General features: G+C 61.6%; 16 protein-coding genes, 1 pseudogene and 1 riboswitch. Of the genes and pseudogenes, 6 read left to right on the forward strand and 11 right to left on the reverse strand.

What is annotated here, in order from left to right; translation table 11 throughout:
- Window positions 1–323 precede the first annotated feature (323 nt).
- Entirely contained in the window at window positions 324–1,502 is a 1,179-nt protein-coding gene (locus tag JQK15_RS18270; protein WP_214866728.1) for a tyrosine-type recombinase/integrase, read from the reverse strand.
- A gap of 768 nt (window positions 1,503–2,270) precedes the next feature.
- Between JQK15_RS18270 and JQK15_RS18275 the strand changes: the two genes are divergently transcribed.
- A complete protein-coding gene (locus JQK15_RS18275; protein ID WP_097383458.1) occupies window positions 2,271–2,522 on the forward strand; it encodes a hypothetical protein in 252 nt (83 codons plus the stop codon).
- Between the two features lie 153 nt (window positions 2,523–2,675).
- Here the strand turns inward: JQK15_RS18275 and JQK15_RS18280 are convergent, their stop codons facing one another.
- From JQK15_RS18280 to JQK15_RS18320, 9 genes are all read right to left on the reverse strand, one after another.
- Window positions 2,676–3,035 carry a hypothetical protein gene (locus JQK15_RS18280; RefSeq protein ID WP_214866729.1) on the reverse strand — a complete coding sequence of 120 codons (360 nt, stop codon included), beginning with the start codon at window positions 3,033–3,035 and terminating at the stop codon, window positions 2,676–2,678.
- An 83-nt stretch (window positions 3,036–3,118) separates the two neighbouring features.
- Window positions 3,119–3,931: an energy transducer TonB family protein gene (locus JQK15_RS18285; RefSeq protein WP_214866730.1), complete on the reverse strand. Its 813-nt coding sequence runs from the start codon at window positions 3,929–3,931 to the stop codon at window positions 3,119–3,121.
- Window positions 3,932–3,935: 4 nt separating this feature from the next.
- Complete coding sequence (locus tag JQK15_RS18290) at window positions 3,936–4,298, reverse strand: hypothetical protein (protein WP_214866731.1); 363 nt, start codon at window positions 4,296–4,298, stop codon at window positions 3,936–3,938.
- On the reverse strand, window positions 4,295–5,122 hold the full coding sequence (locus tag JQK15_RS18295) for a DUF3325 domain-containing protein (protein WP_214866732.1): 828 nt from the start codon (window positions 5,120–5,122) through the stop codon (window positions 4,295–4,297). The genes JQK15_RS18290 and JQK15_RS18295 overlap by 4 nt, the downstream gene beginning before the upstream one ends.
- Complete coding sequence (locus JQK15_RS18300) at window positions 5,119–5,421, reverse strand: hypothetical protein (RefSeq protein WP_004207408.1); 303 nt, start codon at window positions 5,419–5,421, stop codon at window positions 5,119–5,121. Before JQK15_RS18300 ends, JQK15_RS18295 begins: the two co-directional genes overlap by 4 nt.
- Complete coding sequence (locus tag JQK15_RS18305; protein ID WP_214866733.1) at window positions 5,418–7,046, reverse strand: PepSY-associated TM helix domain-containing protein; 1,629 nt, start codon at window positions 7,044–7,046, stop codon at window positions 5,418–5,420. The genes JQK15_RS18300 and JQK15_RS18305 overlap by 4 nt, the downstream gene beginning before the upstream one ends.
- A 213-nt stretch (window positions 7,047–7,259) precedes the next feature.
- Window positions 7,260–9,773 (reverse strand): TonB-dependent siderophore receptor, encoded by a 2,514-nt coding sequence (locus JQK15_RS18310; RefSeq protein ID WP_214866734.1) that lies wholly within the window; start codon window positions 9,771–9,773, stop codon window positions 7,260–7,262.
- 122 nt (window positions 9,774–9,895) lie between these two features.
- Complete coding sequence (locus tag JQK15_RS18315) at window positions 9,896–10,876, reverse strand: FecR family protein (RefSeq protein WP_214866735.1); 981 nt, start codon at window positions 10,874–10,876, stop codon at window positions 9,896–9,898.
- Window positions 10,877–10,984: 108 nt separating this feature from the next.
- Window positions 10,985–11,563 (reverse strand): RNA polymerase sigma factor, encoded by a 579-nt coding sequence (locus JQK15_RS18320; RefSeq protein WP_353047223.1) that lies wholly within the window; start codon window positions 11,561–11,563, stop codon window positions 10,985–10,987.
- Between the two features lie 142 nt (window positions 11,564–11,705).
- Window positions 11,706–11,947, forward strand: a riboswitch (cobalamin riboswitch).
- 188 nt (window positions 11,948–12,135) lie between these two features.
- Between JQK15_RS18320 and JQK15_RS18325 the strand changes: the two genes are divergently transcribed.
- Genes JQK15_RS18325 through JQK15_RS18340 form a run of 4 tightly spaced genes read left to right on the forward strand, consistent with a single transcriptional unit; the run spans window position 12,136 to window position 16,341 of the window.
- Window positions 12,136–14,271 carry a TonB-dependent receptor gene (locus JQK15_RS18325; RefSeq protein ID WP_214866737.1) on the forward strand — a complete coding sequence of 712 codons (2,136 nt, stop codon included), beginning with the start codon at window positions 12,136–12,138 and terminating at the stop codon, window positions 14,269–14,271.
- Window positions 14,272–14,273: 2 nt separating this feature from the next.
- Complete coding sequence (locus tag JQK15_RS18330; protein ID WP_169861071.1) at window positions 14,274–14,555, forward strand: iron transporter; 282 nt, start codon at window positions 14,274–14,276, stop codon at window positions 14,553–14,555.
- Entirely contained in the window at window positions 14,552–16,069 is a 1,518-nt protein-coding gene (locus tag JQK15_RS18335) for a PepSY-associated TM helix domain-containing protein (protein WP_214866738.1), read from the forward strand. The genes JQK15_RS18330 and JQK15_RS18335 overlap by 4 nt, the downstream gene beginning before the upstream one ends.
- Window positions 16,066–16,341 carry a hypothetical protein gene (locus JQK15_RS18340; RefSeq protein WP_214866739.1) on the forward strand — a complete coding sequence of 92 codons (276 nt, stop codon included), beginning with the start codon at window positions 16,066–16,068 and terminating at the stop codon, window positions 16,339–16,341. The genes JQK15_RS18335 and JQK15_RS18340 overlap by 4 nt, the downstream gene beginning before the upstream one ends.
- Window positions 16,342–16,738: 397 nt before the next feature.
- On the opposite strand, the gene JQK15_RS18345 is transcribed toward JQK15_RS18340, so the two are convergent.
- The gene (locus JQK15_RS18345; protein WP_214866740.1) at window positions 16,739–17,305 is read right to left on the reverse strand and encodes a FecR family protein; all 567 of its coding nucleotides are present in this window, start codon (window positions 17,303–17,305) and stop codon (window positions 16,739–16,741) included.
- A 64-nt stretch (window positions 17,306–17,369) separates the two neighbouring features.
- On the opposite strand from JQK15_RS18345, the pseudogene JQK15_RS18350 reads away from it, so the two are divergent.
- Window positions 17,370–18,126: pseudogene (locus JQK15_RS18350) on the forward strand (IS5 family transposase).
- The last annotated feature ends 142 nt before the right edge of the window (window positions 18,127–18,268 follow it).

The following is an 18,268-nucleotide window of genomic DNA, read 5'->3' on the forward strand; positions in this document are numbered from 1 at the left end:
ATGCGTGGTTTTGTCACTCACATCCAGTCCTGCATAGATCGACATGGTCACCCTCCTTAATCGAAGCGTTCATGCGATTTTGTACCATGTAGGAGTGCGCCTACATCAATTACGCGGTGTCCCATCCTCAGCCAAAAGCTGACAGGTAATCCGGGTCGCACCATCCAGATAAAAAATGGCTTCCGACGATCATCGAAAGTCGGAAGCCATCTTGCCCTTGGAAACGCCTTTCCACGGACGGGTCGCGTATAGCTCCGTAGAGGTCGGCAGAGATTTAGTCGATCTCCCAATTTTACTTTTTGAGGAAAAAGACCGGCTACATGTCATTCAGCCAATCTTCGCGAAGAATTGCTCTTCGAAGGCCATTGCTCGAGATATTCAGCCCACCGCGCCATAAGGCTTCGGCGTTTGTCGAAGAAATCTGTGCGACGGTACGCTGCTTCAACCTTGTTCGAAAGCTTGTGGGCCAGCGCCTTGTCCGCGACTTCTTTGGGGAAGCGGGTCCGCTCAGCGGCCCAGTCGGTGAAAGCTGATCTGAAACCATGCACCGTCACCCCTTTGATACCATCGTCTCTGAGTAGTTTGGTCATGGTCATATCGCTGATCGGCTTTTCGCCATCGTTGCTGAAAACCAGACCGGTGTCGCTGCTCCGCTGGTTCCAACGATTGCGTAGCAATGCGACGGCCGCCGGTGACAACGGCACAACATGGGTGTCACCCGCCTTCATCCGCTCTCCTGGTATGGTCCAGACAGCCTTCTCAAGATCGAACTCGCTCCAGACCGCGAAGCGCGTCTCATTCGAACGCACGGCATTGTAGATCGTGAAGCGCAGCGCATCGCGCCCGGTCGTTGATGCCGCCGTCGCCAGCCGGTGCATAAGAGAGGGTACGTCGGCATATGGCATGGCTTCTAGGTGTCCGGCCTTTTCCGCCTGACGCGGAAGTCCCTTCCGGACCGAACGAAGGGATACCTCTTCTGGAAGCCAGCCTTTGATGTGCGCGAAATCCAGAACGGCTCCAATACGCTGCAGGATGCGGCGGGCAGTGTCCGGTATGTCCAACCAAATCGGAGACAGCACTTCCACAACAGTAGGGCTGTCTACTTCGTTGATGGGCCGGGCGCCCATCAACGGAAAGACGTGGTTCTCGAGGCTTGCGATCCAGCTGGCGTGCCGCTGGTTCTTCCAACCCTCTTTCATCGCTTCGTAGCAGTCCCGCGCGGCCGTCTCAAAACTAGGCACAACTTTTCGAGACCTGCGTTTCTCCGCTACAGGATCGACGCCTAAACGCACCTGACGGCGCAGTGCCATCGCGGCATCACGCGCTTCAGCAAGTGACACGTCGAATGTCGAGCCCAAACCGTAGTCGCGACGACGCCCATCCTTCTGCATCCGCAAAACCCAAGATCGCGCACCACTTGGTTTGACGACCAGGCATAATCCCCTACCATCGACATGACGGCCCGGCTGGGCGTTCTTCACTTTCAAAGCTGTCAGAGCCATCGGTTCTAATTCCCGCCTGAAATGGTCCCACAATCGATCCCACACATTGATGGGATTTCAGGCAAATTAGGGCGACCGACCGCGAATACCCTACAAGACAAATCTCTGAAATTACAGAGGACTTAGGAACGTCCTGAACCTGCCTGAGATTTAAGTTATACGCCCGTAGGGGTCACCATTTCGGCGATTTTCCGCAGATTTGCGAGAAACTCCGGCAGGTACGCCCATATCACGAGGTCAGGCGGTCCATTTAGGCGGTCCATATGAGCACTCGATTGCTCTCCCCCCTTAAGGCGCAAAAACTCCTCGCAATATCGGTTCCGCATGGTCGTACCGCCCCATTATCGGGGGTAGGTCGGCAAGGCAGAAATCAAGCAGTCACTCTGCACGGACGACCTCGGCGAAGCCCGACGACTGGGCACTGCTCGCCAACATGACTGGCTGAAAAAGTTCGAACTGATCGAGCTTGGACTCAAGGCACGGGACACGCTTGCCGGCACGGATACGATCGATGGCTATCTAACAGACTGTCCGTCGAGTTGGGCAGTATGGACAAAGCCATTTCTCACGAACGCGATGGGATCGCTCTGGCTGAAACAGACCATCTGAAATGCCCTATGACGGAGGAATTGGGTCTTCAGTCCGGTGATAGCCATCCTCTGGCGGGCAGTCCCTACCCTGCCTATCGCCACCCATAGATGCAGCCGCTCATCAATTCACGGCACAATGCGACGACCGCGATGCGGAAAGGCGCAGCTTCCGGCAAGGGTGTACGAGGACTGGGCCGCCAAGCAGCCCGCTTCGGCGCGAAAGCGTTGCGATGAATGGCGCGTTTCGATCCGTCGTTTCGCCAAACTATTCGGCGACATCGATGTCGCCGATGTCTACCGGGACATGGTCATCGATTTTCGCGAGGCGATGGCACGGCTGCCAACGCGGCCGAAGAAGCATGTGGCATGCTTGCCGCTGCTGGATCAGATCCGGCCGGGCCTACATGACGCTGGTTCGTTCGGCGCATAAATTTCTGGTCCATCGGATGCTGCAAAATCTTAAGCGGCATCTCGATGATGCGGACGCGATCTGAGAGCCTGAATCGGCCTCCCTACTCGCCACGACCGAGATGCGCTGCTGAACCGCCTCATGGCCGACGTTTGCGCCGCGCGAGGTGGGACGTTATTCGGTCTCCTCGACCGTCGACGCATGCTGGAGGGTGAGAGGCGGCAATTGAATGCCCAGCGCGTTGAGAGTGCCCGCGCAGTGAACCACGGTGAGCGTAAGCATGGCATCGCGATGGAATGATTTCGTATAGCTCAGTACCCGCTGCGCCTGCGCCAGCCAGGCCAGCAGCGAAAGCTCGTCACGGCCGAGCCAGGTAGTACCGGGCACATTGACGCGCATGCCAGCGCGGTGCGCCAGATCACGGAGCCGACCAAATTGCGCCTCGTAAAGGAACAGGGCCTGATCGTCGGTCTGGTCTCCCCGCAGCATGCGGATGACGCGCTGTTCGATAAACGAACGGCGCTTGAGCGCCATCGCCGTTCGACGCGGCGATCCTCGGGCGATTGTTGTCAATGCGACACTCTCCCAATGAGGGTTTTCAGGCCCAATGAGGGTTTTCAGGACATGAAAAATTCGACGGGAACCACCAGTTCGATGCTGTCGCCCTTCACCTCTTCAGGCGGTCTGGGCAGCGGCGAGGCCCGCTTGGGCAGGCTGAGAGCCTCGTCGTCGAGGGAGCGGACGCCCGAGGACCGCTCCAGCCGGACAGACAAGACCTTGCCATCGCGGTTCATGACGAAGCGGATATAGGGCACGCCCTGCTGGCGCCGGAACGCCGCCTCGCGCGGATAGCGCTTCACCTTGTTGAGCGCGCCCAGCACCTGGCCTTCCCAACTGGGTTTGGCATCGCTGGCCTTCTGCGCGGGCGGCGCCGGCTTGGTTTCCGGCGCCATGGTCTTTTCGATCGGCGGGCCGGGATCGATGACAGGCTTGGCCGCAACCAATGTGACCGGGTTCTGGCTTGGGATCTCGATTTCGGGAACCTCGATCCTGGGGCGATCGGGCTGCAGCTGCGCCTTTTCCTTCTGGACCTGTTCGGGGCCTGGAGACACCTGCCGCTGTGGTTCGGGCGGTGCGGCGGGAGCCGCAATGTCGAACACGCTGAGCGCGGGCGTTGGCTTTACTGCAGTGTAGACCTGCCAGGACAAAAACAGGCCAGCGGCTATGACCATGGCGACGCAGCAAACCCCGGCCATTCCGAACAGCCGCGTCTGAAGGCTCATGGGCTGGTCCGCGTAGCGACCGGATGGCCGCCATGCTGACGCTGCTGATATCGCCCCCATCTCGACGAGGCCCGTCTGGCGGGCAGGATCGTCCGACGCATCATAGGCCAGAGGAGCCACCCGCGCGCTGCCGCGATTGACCGTCATGCTCTCATTTCCTCACCCAACGGGCTCGGTCGCTTGCCCTCGGCAGGCTGATCTCATCATGTTCGACGATCGCCTGATGGCCGGGCCCTACGTCGAACAGGACATAATAGGGGCCTTTGGGCCGCGCGAAGGTCAGCGTGCCATCCTTGCCCAGTTTTCCGGCCAGCAGCCTCCTGTCAGCATGATCAATTACCTCAAGGCGCTCCCCCTGTGCTGTCTCCCCTTCGGCGTAGCCTCCCCGGCACCGGACAGTCGCCGGGTCCAGCAACACGCATTTGAGGATCGGTTCATGCGCCAGCGCAGGCATCGAGAAACCACCGGTGATGACGGCCAGCCCACAGGCTAGAGATCTTCTCACGGCTGTCATTTCGTGCGCTCCTGATTGGCGAACCAAGTGACGGTCGCAGGCGAGACGGCGGCCATCGGCCATGAAGCCTGATGGACGGCGCCGTCCTTGCCCACAACCGTCATCCATAATTCACTCCTGGCCGTGAGATTGGAGGGCAACTGGATCTGTGCCGAACGCTCCCAGCGCGCGCCCTCGAACGCGACGCCCGAAGCGCGCATGGCGCGTGGGCGATTGACCTTGAGGGTGACGCGCAGGATCTGGCTGTCGCAGCTTTCGCAAAAGCGCAGGCGATAGGCTTTCATCGGCACATCCATGTCGACCAGTTCCGGGGCATCACGGTCAGTCTCGGCAAAAGTGAAAGTCCAGGGGCCGACCTGACCATGTATCGCATCCTCGCGTTGCAAGGGCTTGGTCTCCACCTGAGCAAAGGCAACGACGAAGATCGCAGCGGTCGCAGCCAGCAGAAGCCAGCCGATCCAACGCCGCGATTGGCGGATCGGCTCTTCGGTCACCAGCGCGGTCTTCTTGCGCGGGCTACGCTCCGTGCTGGCCTTGACCGGCGGCTGCCACGGCCATTTCGGCAGGGCGAAGACCAGTGCGACCGCAGCGAGGCCAATCCATCCGGTCCAGATGGCAATGCCAACTCCGGCCGTCACAAGCCCGGCGATGCCAAGCGCCAGTGCGCCTGCCAGTAGCGCCCAGCCACCAGTTCGCGCGCCCAGGCGCCAATGCGGCGCGGGCACGATGCGCAGCAGATGTTTGGCATGGCGCTCCATGCCCACGGCCAGCGCCACGAAGCCAAGGAAGCTCAGCGCCAGCATGGCGAGATGCACGCCGCTCACGCTGCACCTCCCGCACCGAGCAGCCATGCCGCCGCGCTCAGCAATGCCGTGCCGCCCAGCACGACGCCCCAGATCCACCGCAGGCGACGGACATGGAAGGCCCAGATGACGAACCCCGCATAGAGCGCAAAGCTCAACATGGATGCGCTCAGCACCGCTTGCGCCTTGGGAAGCGGCCAGACGAGCGCGAGCAGCACGGTTGCGGCAGAGATCAGCGCGTAACCGCCCAGAAATGCGCCTGCGACCCGCGATGCGACCGCCAGGCGGTAGCCAACGGAAACGGACTTGCCCCGGCTCATGCCTGCACCGCCCGCAGCACGGGTTGCCGCGCCGGAACCGTCACTGGGCGCAAGCGCCGCTGCACCTTGCGGGCTGTGAAGGCGAAGGCACCGGCGAGGCCCAGCATGGTGAGATCGAACCCGGCGAACACCCAATCTCCCTCGCCCAGCGAGACCGGCAGACCCCGCCCGGTCGTCAGCGCATTCAGCAGCGGCACGCAGGCGAAAGCGGCGCAGCTTGCCCAGAGCAGTTCAACCCACGCCCTGCGCAGCGGACGGCCTAGTGCATAGAACAACGTGCCCAGCCACAGCGCGAACAGGCTGTGATATTCCCAGGCCGCACGGTCCATCATGTCGATCGGAAGCAGTCGGTTGGCCCAGAAGAAGCCCGCTACCGCCAGCGGCAGGCCCGCAATCGTGGCGACGTTCAGGCTCTCGACCAGACGCACGCCGAACTGCTCCTGATGCCCGCGGTCTTCGTTCAGATGAAAGCGGCGCCGCTTGACCGACCACAGCACCAGCCCCGTACCGACCATCGCGCAGCCAAGCAGGCCAGACGCAAAATAGGCCCAGCGCCCCCAGATATCGGCGTAGAGGCCTTCGTGCAGGTTGAACAGCACGCTCTGCGTCACGCCCGGCGCGCCGCTGGAGGCCGGCTCATCGGGCAGGCGCTGGCCGGTGTCGGCGTTGAACCGCATGGTTGCCGCATCATTGCGCCCAAGGCCCATCGGGACATGGGTGAGTTCCACTGCCGGCCCCTCGCCTTCCATCCGCTCGACGGTGATCCAGGCGATCTGGTCCATGCCCCACGCCTTGCCGGCCTGTGCGATCATGGGCGCGAGCGGTGCTGCCGGGCGGCCTATCGGCGCATGCTTATGCTCGCCGCCTTCGTACAGTTCATCATAATAGGCCCCGCTCGTTTCCGGGTCGGTGCCGTAGATCACGTCCTTGCCGGCGGGCATGTAGGCGAAGAGAAAGAAGACCAGCCCGCTATAGGTGATCATCAGGAAGAAGGGCAGCGCCATCACGCTGACCACATTATGCGCGTCCAGCCAGGAACGCTGGCCCTTGCCGGGGCGGAAGGTGAAGAAGTCCTTGAAGATCTTCTTGTGGGTGATGACCCCGCTGACGATTGCCAGCAGCATCAGCATCGTGGCTATGCCAACGATCCGGATCGCCCAGTCATAGGGCAGGTAATGCAGTGCATAGTGCATGCGGTAGAGGCCAACGCCGCCCGCCGTCTCTCGCGGTTCGGGATCGGGCGGCAGGACGGCGCCGCTGGCCGGGTCAAGGCGCTCATTGCTGCTAGCGCCATAGTCATGCGTCCCGCTCGGCATTTCCTCCCAGCGAATGGAGAAATTCTGCCAGTCGCGGTCCCCCTGTTGCCGGTAGGGGAAGATGATCTGCCAACTCGCGGCGACCGGTGCGACTGTGGTCAATCGTTCGATGGCCCGGTCGGTCAGGATCGTGCGATCGACCTCGACCGGCGCCACCGTGACCACCCGCTCAGGCTGCATCCAGCGGCTAATCTCCTGCTGGAAATAGCCCACCGTGCCGGTCACGAAAACGAAGAACAGCAGCCAGCCTGCCACCAATCCAACCCAGGTGTGCAGCCAGGCCATCGACTGGCGGAATGCGTCTTTCATGCGATTGCTTTTCAATACCGTTTGGAGAGCGTCTGTCAGTTAGACGTTTGACCGCTGCGGATTTTCACATTTTCTCTCGCAACGTGACAGGGTTCATGCCCGCGCGTGGCTTGCTTGACCGAGCAGAGCGGCCTTTGGAGCGGGGCCTTCGCCGCCATATCCCGCGCGAAACCTTCGACTGGGAATGTCGGAGGTTTCGCGCGGGTCATCGGCTCAGTAGGTTCCGCGCAGCGTCACCATGAAGTTGCGGGGATTGCCATAAGTCGCCGCGCTGCTGGTGGAAACGCGATACGTCTTGTTTGCCAGATTATCGAGGTAGACACCCAGCGTCAGATGCCGGTTGATCTCGTAATCAGCACTGGCGCCGATCACGGCATAGCCCTTGCGCAAGTCCGAGTTGCCGAACACGCGGACGCCGGCACCAAGGCGCAGCCCCTCCAGCGCATCAGGAAGCTGATAGGTGCTCCACACCCGCGCCGAATGCTTGGGTGCCCAGAGCAGGATCGGGCCGCCTTCGTCGTCTTCCTTGTTCTTGGTCACGTTGAACGTGTATCCGGCGGAAACCTGCCAGCTCTGCGTCAGCGCGCCTTTCAGTTCGGCGTCGAACCCCTTGCTGGTCTGAAGCTTCGCCACGCGCTGCATATAGGTGGTGCCATAGCCGGGGATGACGACTTGCCCCTGCGTTTCATCATTCACGTAGACGTTGTTCTTCTCGATGTAGAACACCGAAAAGGCCGCCTGCAATGCACCTCCGTTGAGGTCACCCTTGACGCCGCCCTCGAAGTTGCGGCCGGTGGTCGGCTTGTCCGAAAAGCTGATCTGCGTGGCATCCTCGTGCCACTGACCGATCGGCACGATGTTCTGCATCGGCTCGAAGATTTCGGAGTAGCTGGCATAGGTCGTCCAATCGGGCGAGACGTCGTAGGTGACGGCCGCGTAAGGCACGAACTTGCCGATCGTCTGCCCCCGGAAATTCTCGTTGCGGCTGTAGCGCCCACCGATAATCACCTTGACCGGATCGGCAATATGCATGCCCAGCGTGCCCCAGAATCCGTAACGGCTCGTGACCCAGCCGTCTTCGCCATAGACGCTGCCCCAAGTGCCGTAACCGCTCCAGGTGGCGATTTCGGCCTTGGTCGGCTTGGCGTAGCGATAATAGGTCAGATAGTCTTCGACCGTCACGCCGGCGATACTGCCGATCGGGTTGGTCGAATTGGCGTCGCTGCGCGACCAGTTCGCGCCGACGGCAACGTCGTGCTGTCGGCCGAACAAGGTGAACTTGCCCTTCAAATTGGCGTCCGCCATCGTCTGGTTGGAATAGCCGTGCGACATCCAGCGCATGAAGAAACCGCTGGGGACTGCCGCATCGGAATTGATGCCGATGCCATAATAGCCATAAAGCTCGTCAGAATCGACTTCGCTGCGGGTGACGTTTACGGTCAGGTTCCAGTCGGGGCTGAAATCGTGGCTGGCCTTGGCGAAATATTGCAGGGTCTGCGCCTTGTCATAGGACCATTCGGGCATCCAGGAATCCCGCTTCGACAGGATCGGCAGATTCTCCGGCGTGCCGAGACTGCCCGAACGCCATGCCAATGTGCGTTCATATTTCTGCGTGTTCAGATCGTCATAGCTCAAGCCCGCCGACAGCGTCGTATGCGCGCCTGCGTCCCATTCAATGATGCCATAGCCGAACTTGTCCTTGGTATAGGCGCCGGTGAAATAGGAATCCGCGTCCTGCCAGCCCGCCACCACGCGCGCCCGCAATGTGCCCGAAGCATTGAGCGGCCCGCCCACGTCAAGCTCGGCGCGGTAATTGTCCCAGCTTCCCGCATAGGCGGCGAACTTGATCTGGCGCTTGGTCGTCGGGCGCTTGCGCACAAGGTTGACCGTGCCGCTGGCGTCCCCGTTTCCCGAATAGAGCCCATCCGCACCGCGCATCACCTCGACATGGTCATAGGCGAGCAGATTGGGCAGGCCGACCCCGTTGATGATCGATTGCAGGCCGTCATGCATGCGCATGGGGCTACCGCCGTCTATCGTCAGGTTCTGCATCAGAAAGCCGCGCGAATAGAATACGGGGGTACGGGCATTATAGGAGGCCACGTAGACGCCGGTCACCTGATCGAGCGCGGCGGTCACGGTGGTGATATCCTTGTCCTCGATCTCCTGCGCGGTCAGCACCGTGACGCTGCGGGGGATGTCGCGCAGGCGCTGCGCCGACTTGCCACCGACCTGTGCATATTGCCCGGCAAGGGACTTCGTCCCCTCGGTCATCGTCAGGGCAAGGTCCGCGCCATCGGTGCCGTTGGCCGTCATGGTTGCAGTTGCGCCCTCTACCCTCACCGGCCCCAGCTGGACCGCCCCTTCAGCCGACCTGGGCGCTCTTTCAAGTGTATAGGAGCGCGCACCGCTCTGCCGGAAGGTGAGGCCTGTTCCGACCAGCAGGCGCGATAGCGCCTCGGCCGGGCCATAGCTGCCCTGAAGGCCCGGACTGGCAATGCCGTTCGTCAGGTCTGCATCATAGATGATTTCGATATCGGCTGCCTCGCCAAGGCGGTTGAGCGCAACGGCCAGCGGCCCGGCAGGTACATTATAGCTGCGCCCCTGGGCATAGGCGCTCGTTGGCATGACGATCCCGGCGCCCAGCGCGGTCGTCGCGAGCAACGTTGCCGGAATGACAGTGCGAAATCCCGCCACAGCAGCCTTGCCGGCCTCTACAATCTTCACGTCTTAACCCCCAAAATTCAGGCATCTGATATGAATGGCAATTCGCTAATGCGAAGCGCCTTCAGGAACATGACGTCTCAAATCTCGAAGTGAGAACCGGGGAGCCGAATTTTTTTGTGGGTTCAGCCGTGAATGAAAATCACCCGGTCGGTGAGACGGATGGAAGCCAACTTCAAGGATGCCTGGAGTGTGTCGAGCGCGGCGACGGGATTGTCGGTGCGGAAAATCCCGCTGACGCGCCGGTTGCCCAGATCGGTGCCGATGATGCCGATATATCCCGGATGATAGCGATTGAGTTCCGCCACCACGGCTCGCAGCGGCTGGTCCACGAAGACAAGCCGTTTGCGGGTCCAGGCGGAGACCGCATTTGCATCGACTATGCGAACGGAACCAACGCCGTTCCTGTCATATCTGACGGACTGCCCTTCCTTCACGATCGCGATGGAGGCCCCGGCGCCCGGCGCTGCCACGCGAACGCTGTGCAGGGTAACGGTAACCTGCGTCCTGTCGGCATGACGATCGACGATGAACCGCGTGCCCAGCGCCGTGATCGTTCCGCCTTTCGCTTCGACCGAGAATGGGCGCCGGGGATCGCGCGCCACCGAAAAGGCGGCTTCGCCTTTCAGCACATGCACGATCCGGCGATCCGGCTGGTAATCGATGGATATGGCGCTGTCGGTATTGAGCTGGACCTGCGATCCATCGGCAAGGGTCATGGTGCGCTGTTCGCCCGTCGCCGTCATCGCATCGGACCGCAGCGCTGTCGGCCAGTCCCCGATCGCGCCCGCGACAAGAAGGGCGACGCTGGCCGCGACGGCCGGCGCAGTCCATTTTCTTTTGCCTTCCGGTCGGCCGACCGGCGGATAGCCCGGCAATGGCGGCTCGCTGAGCCTGCGCTGCGTCACTTCCGAACGAATGGCCGGATGCCCCATGAAGCGCCACGCCGCACGGGCCTTCTCAAAGGCCGGCGGGTGACGGGGATCGCTGCCCAGCCATTGTTCCAGAGCCGCAATGCCATCATCGGTCAGGCCGGCATCCTGTTCGACCGCCCAGCGCGTCGCGGCATCCTCGATCGGATCCGGAGCATCGTCGTCAGCGCCCATAATGCATTCCGATCGCTTCTCCCGCCTCAACCATGGAAATTTCACACTTTCCATAATCATTGACGTTCGAAAGCGGCATCCGGACACTCCGCAAGCCAACAAATCGCCTCATTCACTTTCCCCTAGTCGGGTCATGCAATGCTGCAAAGCCTGCTGGAGATGTCGGACGACCATGCTGCGGGAAATCCCGATCCGATGCGCAATGTCGTCCAGAGTAAGCTCGTCAAATTTGCGCAGGATGAAGATTTCTCTGGTTCGCGCGGGGAGTTCGTCGATGGCGGCCATCGTCACGGCCAGACGCTGGCGATCGGACAGTTCGGTATCGGCTCCAACCATGTCGGCCGGGATTTCCTCGGGGAGCGTATCGGCGGCGTGGAACAGGGCAGCATATCTGCCGTCCGCCCTGATGCGATCCTTCGCAAGATTGGCGGCCAGCCTGAACAGATAGGCCCGCTTGTTCAGGATTGGCGGATCATCCTCGATACGCTGCACCCTGAACCAGAGGCTTTGCGTGACGTCCTCCGCTGCCGGCCGATCGCGCAATATGCTTTCGACAAGTCGCAGGAGCGACGTGCGCTCTTGCAGGAGCAGGCGCGTAAGGGCGGCGGCGTTGTTGAGCATCGCTATCTGCCGCCGCATTACGTGCATTGATAATCGTTCGCAACAACTCATGTGCCGCTTGTTCATGACTGCTAACGGGGCGGTGTGTTCAGCACCTGAGCGTCAGGGACAGCCGCATACCGGCCGTCCAGGCATGACCAAATTCCACGTTCTACGAATTTCTTGCTATCCTGTTCGATAGCCCATAGTTCCCAGCCCGTCCCCTACCGGGGGACAAGATCGCGTTGGTGCTTCGAAAGAGGCTTAAAAGGGAACGCGGTGGAGGGGTACTGCCCCTGAAGCCGAGGCTGTCCCTGCAACTGTAAGCGGATAGCGCGATGCATATCTCGGCAGGCCAAGGATGCCTGTCGCAGCCACTGGGCCGGACGCTAACTCCTGCGAGGCCTGGGAAGGCCGTGCATCGTGCAATGACCCGTGAGCCAGGAGACCTGCCAGCGTCCGGTCGCTCTTGCCTTGGTCCAGGGGATGGCCGCGGCACGGTGTATTCCGTCTGAGCGACGAACTTGCGGCCAGGCCGCAACGGTGGGTTCCGCCGGTCGCTCGTTTGCGCCCGGTCTCCACCGCTGCGCCCGTGCGAGGAGACGTCCTCCTGCGCGGGAACCTGTCCGTTCGACTGGAAAACGCAACGGGGGTTACACATGAATACACGATCGCTTCTTTCCGGCCTGATCCGTTCCGGCGCATCATGTTGCGCACTGGCGGCAAGTGTCACCGCAACGCATGCTCAGGAGACCGCCGACGCCGCGCCCGGTGGCACGGAGAACATCGTCGTCACGGCGCGCAAGGCCGGCGTCCTGCAACTTGGCCAGCAGGCCGATGCCTCCAGCCGCCTTGGCCTGACGCCTATGCAGACGCCCGCAAGCGTCGATGTCATCACCAAGGAGATGATCCGCAGTCTTGGTGACCGCACGGTCGTTGCGGCGGCGGCGCGCGCGCCGGGCCTGATCAACAATTCCTCGGCATTCGCCTATTCCCTGAGTTCGCGCGGGTTCACCGGCTACACCTCGGTGATGCAGCTCTATGACGGCATGCGGGTCTATACGACGACCACGCAGACCTTCCCCGCCGATCCCTGGATGGCCGAGCGCATCGAGGTGCTGCGCGGCGCAGCGTCCGTGCTCTATGGCGAAGGCGGCATCGGCGGCGCCATCAACGTTGTGCGCAAAAAGCCCAACACCGAAGAGTTCGAAGGTGAACTACGCCTCAGCGGCGGCTCTTTCGATACATATGCAGCGGCCGGCGGGATCGGCGGGCCAATCGGGGACAAGCTGTCCTACCGCGTGGATCTCAGCTACAACCGGTCGGACGGCTGGATGGAGCGCGGACGCTCCCGTAGTCTCGCCCTGTCGGCCGCGCTGCGCTACCAGGCCAATGACGATCTAGTGCTGACCCTGACGCATGACCGCGCCGATCTCGATCCGACGATCTGGTATGGTACGCCGCTGCGGGATGGCAAGCTGGTCCGCGATATCCGCAAGAAGAACTACAATATCGCCGACCGCTCGTTGCGCTTCGACGACGCCTGGACCCAGGCCAAGGCGGAATGGACGCCGGCGGACGGCGTGGCGATCACCAACGTCGCGTACTATCTCACCGGTTTCAAGCACTGGCGCAATGCGGAGGGCTATGCCTGGTCCGGCGATCAGATCCGCCGGTCGAGCTATCTGGAAATCTTCTACAAGACCAAGCAGTGGGGCGACCGCTTCAACGCTGTGTTCGACCACACATTGCTGGGCATGAACCACCGCCTAAGCCTGGGCGGAGAGTATAACAGCGGATCGCTGCTGCGTACCGACAGTTCGCCCAATTCCCGCTCCGATCTGGTGGATCCCTACGACTACGCGCCCGGCACGTTTCTGGATGGCGCCTTCGGCACACGCTACAAGTACAAGACCAATGTACAGCAATGGGCGCTGTTCGGCGAAAGCCGCCTCTCGCTGTCGGATCGACTGTCGCTGGTGACGGGCCTGCGCTACGATCGCCCGAAGACCGAGCGCCATGATGCGCTCGATCCGAGCGCCAACTACACCGCGCGCTATCCCAGTACCAGTTGGCGTGCGGGGCTGGTCTACAATCCCACGGACACGATCTCGCTTTACGCGCAATATTCCGCGGCCGCCGATCCGGTGACGGCGTTCCTCACCGCTACGCTGGCACAGACGAGCTTCGATGTATCGACCGGGCGGCAATGGGAAGCGGGTGCCAAGGCGACCTTTCTCGACGGGCGCGGCGAATTCACGCTGTCGGGCTATCGCATCGTCAAGAAGAAGATCCTGACACGCTCCGCCAATGATCCCACGGTGTCTGTGCAGGTCGGCCAGCAATCGTCGTACGGCGTCGAGGCATCGTTCGGACTGGCCGTGACCAGGACATTCAGCATCCTGACCAACGGAACGATCCTGAACGCGCAATATGACGACTTCGACGAACTGATCGGCACGGCGCTTGTCAGCCGCAACGGCAACATGCCGATCGGGGTTGCCGAAAAGGCAGCCAATCTGTGGCTTTCTTGGCGGCCGGTGCAACCGCTGCACCTCGACACCGGCCTGCGCTATGTCGGCAAACGCTATTCGGACGCCGCCAATACCCGTCGCATTCCGGCCTATACGCTCGTCGATGCTTCGGCCCGCTACGACCTGGGCAAGAAGACGAGCGTGACGCTCAACCTGCGCAATGTCTTCGACCGGATCTACGTCCAGAACAGCTATTCCACCTCGCAGTGGGTGCTGGGTGAGCCGCGCAGCGTCGCGGTGACGTTCGAGCAGCGGTTCTGATCGTGCCGGCGAGGCAGGAGCCGGGCTGGCGCACCATCGCGCCGCGCGTGCTGGCATCGACGGTCGGCACCTATGGTCTGTGTTATGCGTGGATTTGCGCGGCGGTACGCCTGCTGCCGATGGATGCGGTTGACGCCAACATCCTTGCGACCTGCCTCGCCTTCATATTGTTCGTTGCGGTGATCCTTCGCGCCTTCGCGGTGCGCAGCGTCACGCGGATCTGGGGCGAACTGCTGGTGGGCACGGCCCTCCCCTTCGCCCTGATGCTGGGGGTCGCCAGATGAAGGATAGCCTGCGCCAATCCATGGGCTGGTTCCATACATGGTGTGGGCTGCTGTTCGGCTGGGTTTTGTTCGGCATCCTGCTGACCGGATCGCTGGCGGTGTTCTATACCGAGATCAACCTCTGGACCACGCCCGAACTGCGCTCTCCGGTGGCCATCGACCGGGGACGAGCCATAGCGATGGGACGGGATTATCTCACCCGCATCGCTCCGGATGCCAGGCAATGGCGTATCGTCATCCCCACTTCGCGCGAACCTGTGCTGCGGCTGGTGTGGACCGACGAAGCGGGCAAGGCCACCACCCACCGCCTCGATCCGCAGACCGGCGTCCGCATCCCGCGCGATATGGACGCTGGGTTCTTCTTCATGCGCTATCATTACACGCTGGGGATCGATCGCAAGTCCAGCCCCATCGGCTTCCTGATCGTGGGCGCTGCAGGCCTTGCCATGCTGGCCGCATCGATCAGCGGTGTCATCATTCACAAGCGCATATTCCGCGATTTCTTCATCTTCCGCCCCTGGGCCTCGCGCCAGCGGGCGTGGATGGATGCGCACAACCTTCTCTCGGTGCTGCCGCTGCCGTTCCACATGATGATGGCCTATACCGGCCTCGTCCTGATCTATTACGCCTATATCCCCGCCGGCGTCGCGACGCTGAACGGCGGCGACGTCAAAGCCTATCAGACTGCGGCTGCGCAATCGCGCTACATCGATGTGGAGACACCCGCCGGATCGCCACAGGCCACGGTTGCGCTGATGCCGCTGGTGGCGCGCGCCGAGCGCGCCTGGGGTGGCGGAGCGGCCGTCAACATCTATGTGAGCCATCCCGATCGTGCCAATGCCGCAGTGGAGATCTGGCGACAGCGCGACGATCGCATCGCCAATTTCCCCGATCGCGTCGACTTTGCAGGCACCGACGGCAGCTTGCTGCGCATTCTGGCAAAGCGCTCGCCAGCCCGCGAGACCCAGGCCTTCCTTGCCGGACTGCACTTCATCGAATGGGGCGGAATCGCTGCCCGCTGGCTCTATTTCCTGACCGGGCTCGCCAGCGCCGCGATGGTCGGGGCTGGCCTTGTCCTCTTTACCAAAAAGCGGGCGCGCCGGGGCGGATCGGCATTTCACGCCATGGCAGGCCGGATCACCATCGCCGCTGTGGCTGGAAACATCATCGCCTGTGCGGCTTACCTTCATGGTGAGCAGTTGCTGCCTTCCGACATCCAAGACCGGCGCAGCATGGCAGCATCTATCTACTTCCTGGCCTGGCTGCTGAGCCTCATCCATGCCGGTGTACGGCCCTGGGCCAGCGCGTGGGCAGAGCAGTTGCGTGCGGCGGCATTGCTCTGCCTGACTATTCCCGTGAGCACGGCTCTGGCGGGAATGCCGCTGACGTCGACGCTGGCTCATGGCGATGGTATCCGCTCAGGCGCAGACCTGACGGCGCTGGCGATGGGCGTCATCTTGTGGATCGCAGCAGGCAGGATCGCTCGCAGGCCGGCCGGAGGCGCTGCGCAGTGATCGTGAACCTGGCCCTATCCCTGGTCCTTGCGGTGGCCGGCTTCGATGCCATCCGGCGCGGCACATCCCGAAGACACATCGTCTATCGAGCCGCCTGGTGCGCGAGTGGAACCGCATTGCTGGTTCTGGTGATCCTTCCCGTCGCGCAACTGGCCACGACCAACCTGATCGCTTCGCTGCTCTGGTTCTTCTGTATCCTGCCGTTGGCCGGGCTCATTGTCGTTTTTGGAAAACCCATTCGCCAGTCATCTGGGCGTCCCGATATTGACTGAACGCGATTGCCCTCTCGATGTCATGACCTGCATATCGATCCTGAAGCAAAGGCTGACTATCACTGCCTCGGTCGTGACGCACAATTGGTTCAACCGTCTCTAGATGATACGGGTCGGTCCGGCGCATAAATTGATTGTCCATCGGATGCGGCAAACCGTTTCCTGCGCCATTGCAGGCGTCGAGATTATTGCTGGCCCACTCACCACACTCGCCGTGGCGAGCGACACGGAGATCGACCGCACGGAAACCTTGCCTTGTTCGAGGCCCTTTGAATTCAGCACTTCTAACTCCCTCCATTCGACATTCGGGATGGAGGCCCATCTGCTATTGAGAATACCTTGCGATTCATACGTTCGCATGCGGTCAAACGAGAGGTCGAATTTCAGAAAAATAATTTCAGGCGAAAATCACGATCAGACTACGGGACAATTGCACGGATCGCAGGCCGAGAGATTTCTGAAGCCGGGATATGGCTGCAACCGGATCGTCGATGCGAAATACGCCACAGACGTGCAGGGATGATGCGTCGCCCACTATAGTCATGTAGCCGGGATGATAGCGGCCGATCTCGGCCACGACCTGACATAGCGGCGCATTCTTGAATACGAGCACGCCGTCCGTCCAGGCGGTGGCCGCTTCCGTATTGATGGAACGAGGAGCATCGATACGGCCATCGGCGCCATAGCGGATGGACTGGCCTTCCCGCAGAATGAGGCTGGCCCCCTTGCCCTCTCCGCTGACGAGCATCACGCTGTGCTCTGTCACGGTAACCTCAGTGTCGGCGCCCGTCCGGCGGACCGAGAATTGCGTGCCCAGCGCCATCGTTTCACCGATTGCTGCCTGGACGGTGAAGGGGCGGGAACGATCGGGCGCAACCGTGAACAGCGCCTCGCCTTTCAACAACCGGATTCGGCGATCCGTCGAGCGGATCTCGATCGTGACCGCACTAGGGCGGATCAACATTCGGGATTCCCAAAGCGGATGATCGCTGATTCATAGGACGCCGTGTTGATGCGCGGAGTGGATGATGGCGGCGAAGCGGTACGAGTTGAACGAGGTGCAATGGGAGAGGATTGCGCCGTTGCTACTGGGCAAAGCGACCGATCCGGGGCGGTCGGGAACGGATAACCGTCTGTTCGTGAACGGATGTTTGTGGGTGCTGCGGTCAGGAGCGCATTGGTGCGATCTGCCGGAGCGCTATGGCAAGCGGAAGACGGTGCATCGCCGCTTCAGCCGTTGGTGCCATGCGGGTGCCTGGTAACGGGTGTTCGACGCACTGACGGCCGACCGGGACAACCAGTATTTGATGATCGACAGCGCCATCGTTCGCACGCACCAGCAGGCGGCGACCGGAAAGGGGGGGCGTGCGATCAGGCGCTGGGGCGATCCCGAGGCGGACTGACCACCAAGATACACATGCTTGCGGACGCGCTCGGCCGGCCGCTGCGCTTCATCATCACGCCCGGCCAGACTGGCGACGTTACTCAGGCGCCGGCCCTGCTGCACGGACAGGAAGCCGTCGTCGTGCTCGCCGACAAAGCTTATGACAGCAATGCTTTACGGACAATCATCGCGAAAATGGGCCCGAAGCGGTCATACCTTCAAACCGCTGCCGTAAGGTCGTCATCCCGCATGACGCGCTGATCTACAAACACCGCAATCGTATCGAACGATGCTTCGGCAGGCTCAAACACTTCCGCCGCTTCGCAACACGCTACGATCGCCGCAACATCCACTTCGCCGGCTTCACAAACCTCGCCGCCGCCATGATCTGGTTACGCTGAATGTCGATCCGCGCTAGCCGAAAAACAAACTGCGGTCCGGGACCGGATTGCACATCGGTCGAAAATCTGATGGTCCATGACCACCCAAAATCGCCCATAAAAAAATCAAGTATGTTTTTGTTAAATCATAACTATCTTAAAC

The sequence above is a fragment of the Sphingobium sp. BHU LFT2 genome (assembly GCF_018604485.1).
Classification (GTDB): Bacteria; Pseudomonadota; Alphaproteobacteria; order Sphingomonadales; family Sphingomonadaceae; genus Sphingobium; species Sphingobium yanoikuyae_A.

What these genes read in the sequence shown, in the direction of transcription:
- JQK15_RS18270 (WP_214866728.1), bottom strand. Translation starts at nt 1,502, where the DNA reads ATGGCTCTGACAGCTTTGAAAGTGAAGAACGCCCAGCCGGGCCGTCAT.
- JQK15_RS18280 (WP_214866729.1), bottom strand. Translation starts at nt 3,035, where the DNA reads ATGGCGCTCAAGCGCCGTTCGTTTATCGAACAGCGCGTCATCCGCATG.
- JQK15_RS18285 (WP_214866730.1), bottom strand. Translation starts at nt 3,931, where the DNA reads ATGACGGTCAATCGCGGCAGCGCGCGGGTGGCTCCTCTGGCCTATGAT.
- JQK15_RS18290 (WP_214866731.1), bottom strand. Translation starts at nt 4,298, where the DNA reads ATGACAGCCGTGAGAAGATCTCTAGCCTGTGGGCTGGCCGTCATCACC.
- JQK15_RS18300 (WP_004207408.1), bottom strand. Translation starts at nt 5,421, where the DNA reads ATGAGCCGGGGCAAGTCCGTTTCCGTTGGCTACCGCCTGGCGGTCGCA.
- JQK15_RS18305 (WP_214866733.1), bottom strand. Translation starts at nt 7,046, where the DNA reads ATGAAAGACGCATTCCGCCAGTCGATGGCCTGGCTGCACACCTGGGTT.
- JQK15_RS18315 (WP_214866735.1), bottom strand. Translation starts at nt 10,876, where the DNA reads ATGGGCGCTGACGACGATGCTCCGGATCCGATCGAGGATGCCGCGACG.
- JQK15_RS18320 (WP_353047223.1), bottom strand. Translation starts at nt 11,563, where the DNA reads ATGAACAAGCGGCACATGAGTTGTTGCGAACGATTATCAATGCACGTA.
- JQK15_RS18325 (WP_214866737.1), top strand. Translation starts at nt 12,136, where the DNA reads ATGAATACACGATCGCTTCTTTCCGGCCTGATCCGTTCCGGCGCATCA.
- JQK15_RS18335 (WP_214866738.1), top strand. Translation starts at nt 14,552, where the DNA reads ATGAAGGATAGCCTGCGCCAATCCATGGGCTGGTTCCATACATGGTGT.
- JQK15_RS18345 (WP_214866740.1), bottom strand. Translation starts at nt 17,305, where the DNA reads ATGTTGATCCGCCCTAGTGCGGTCACGATCGAGATCCGCTCGACGGAT.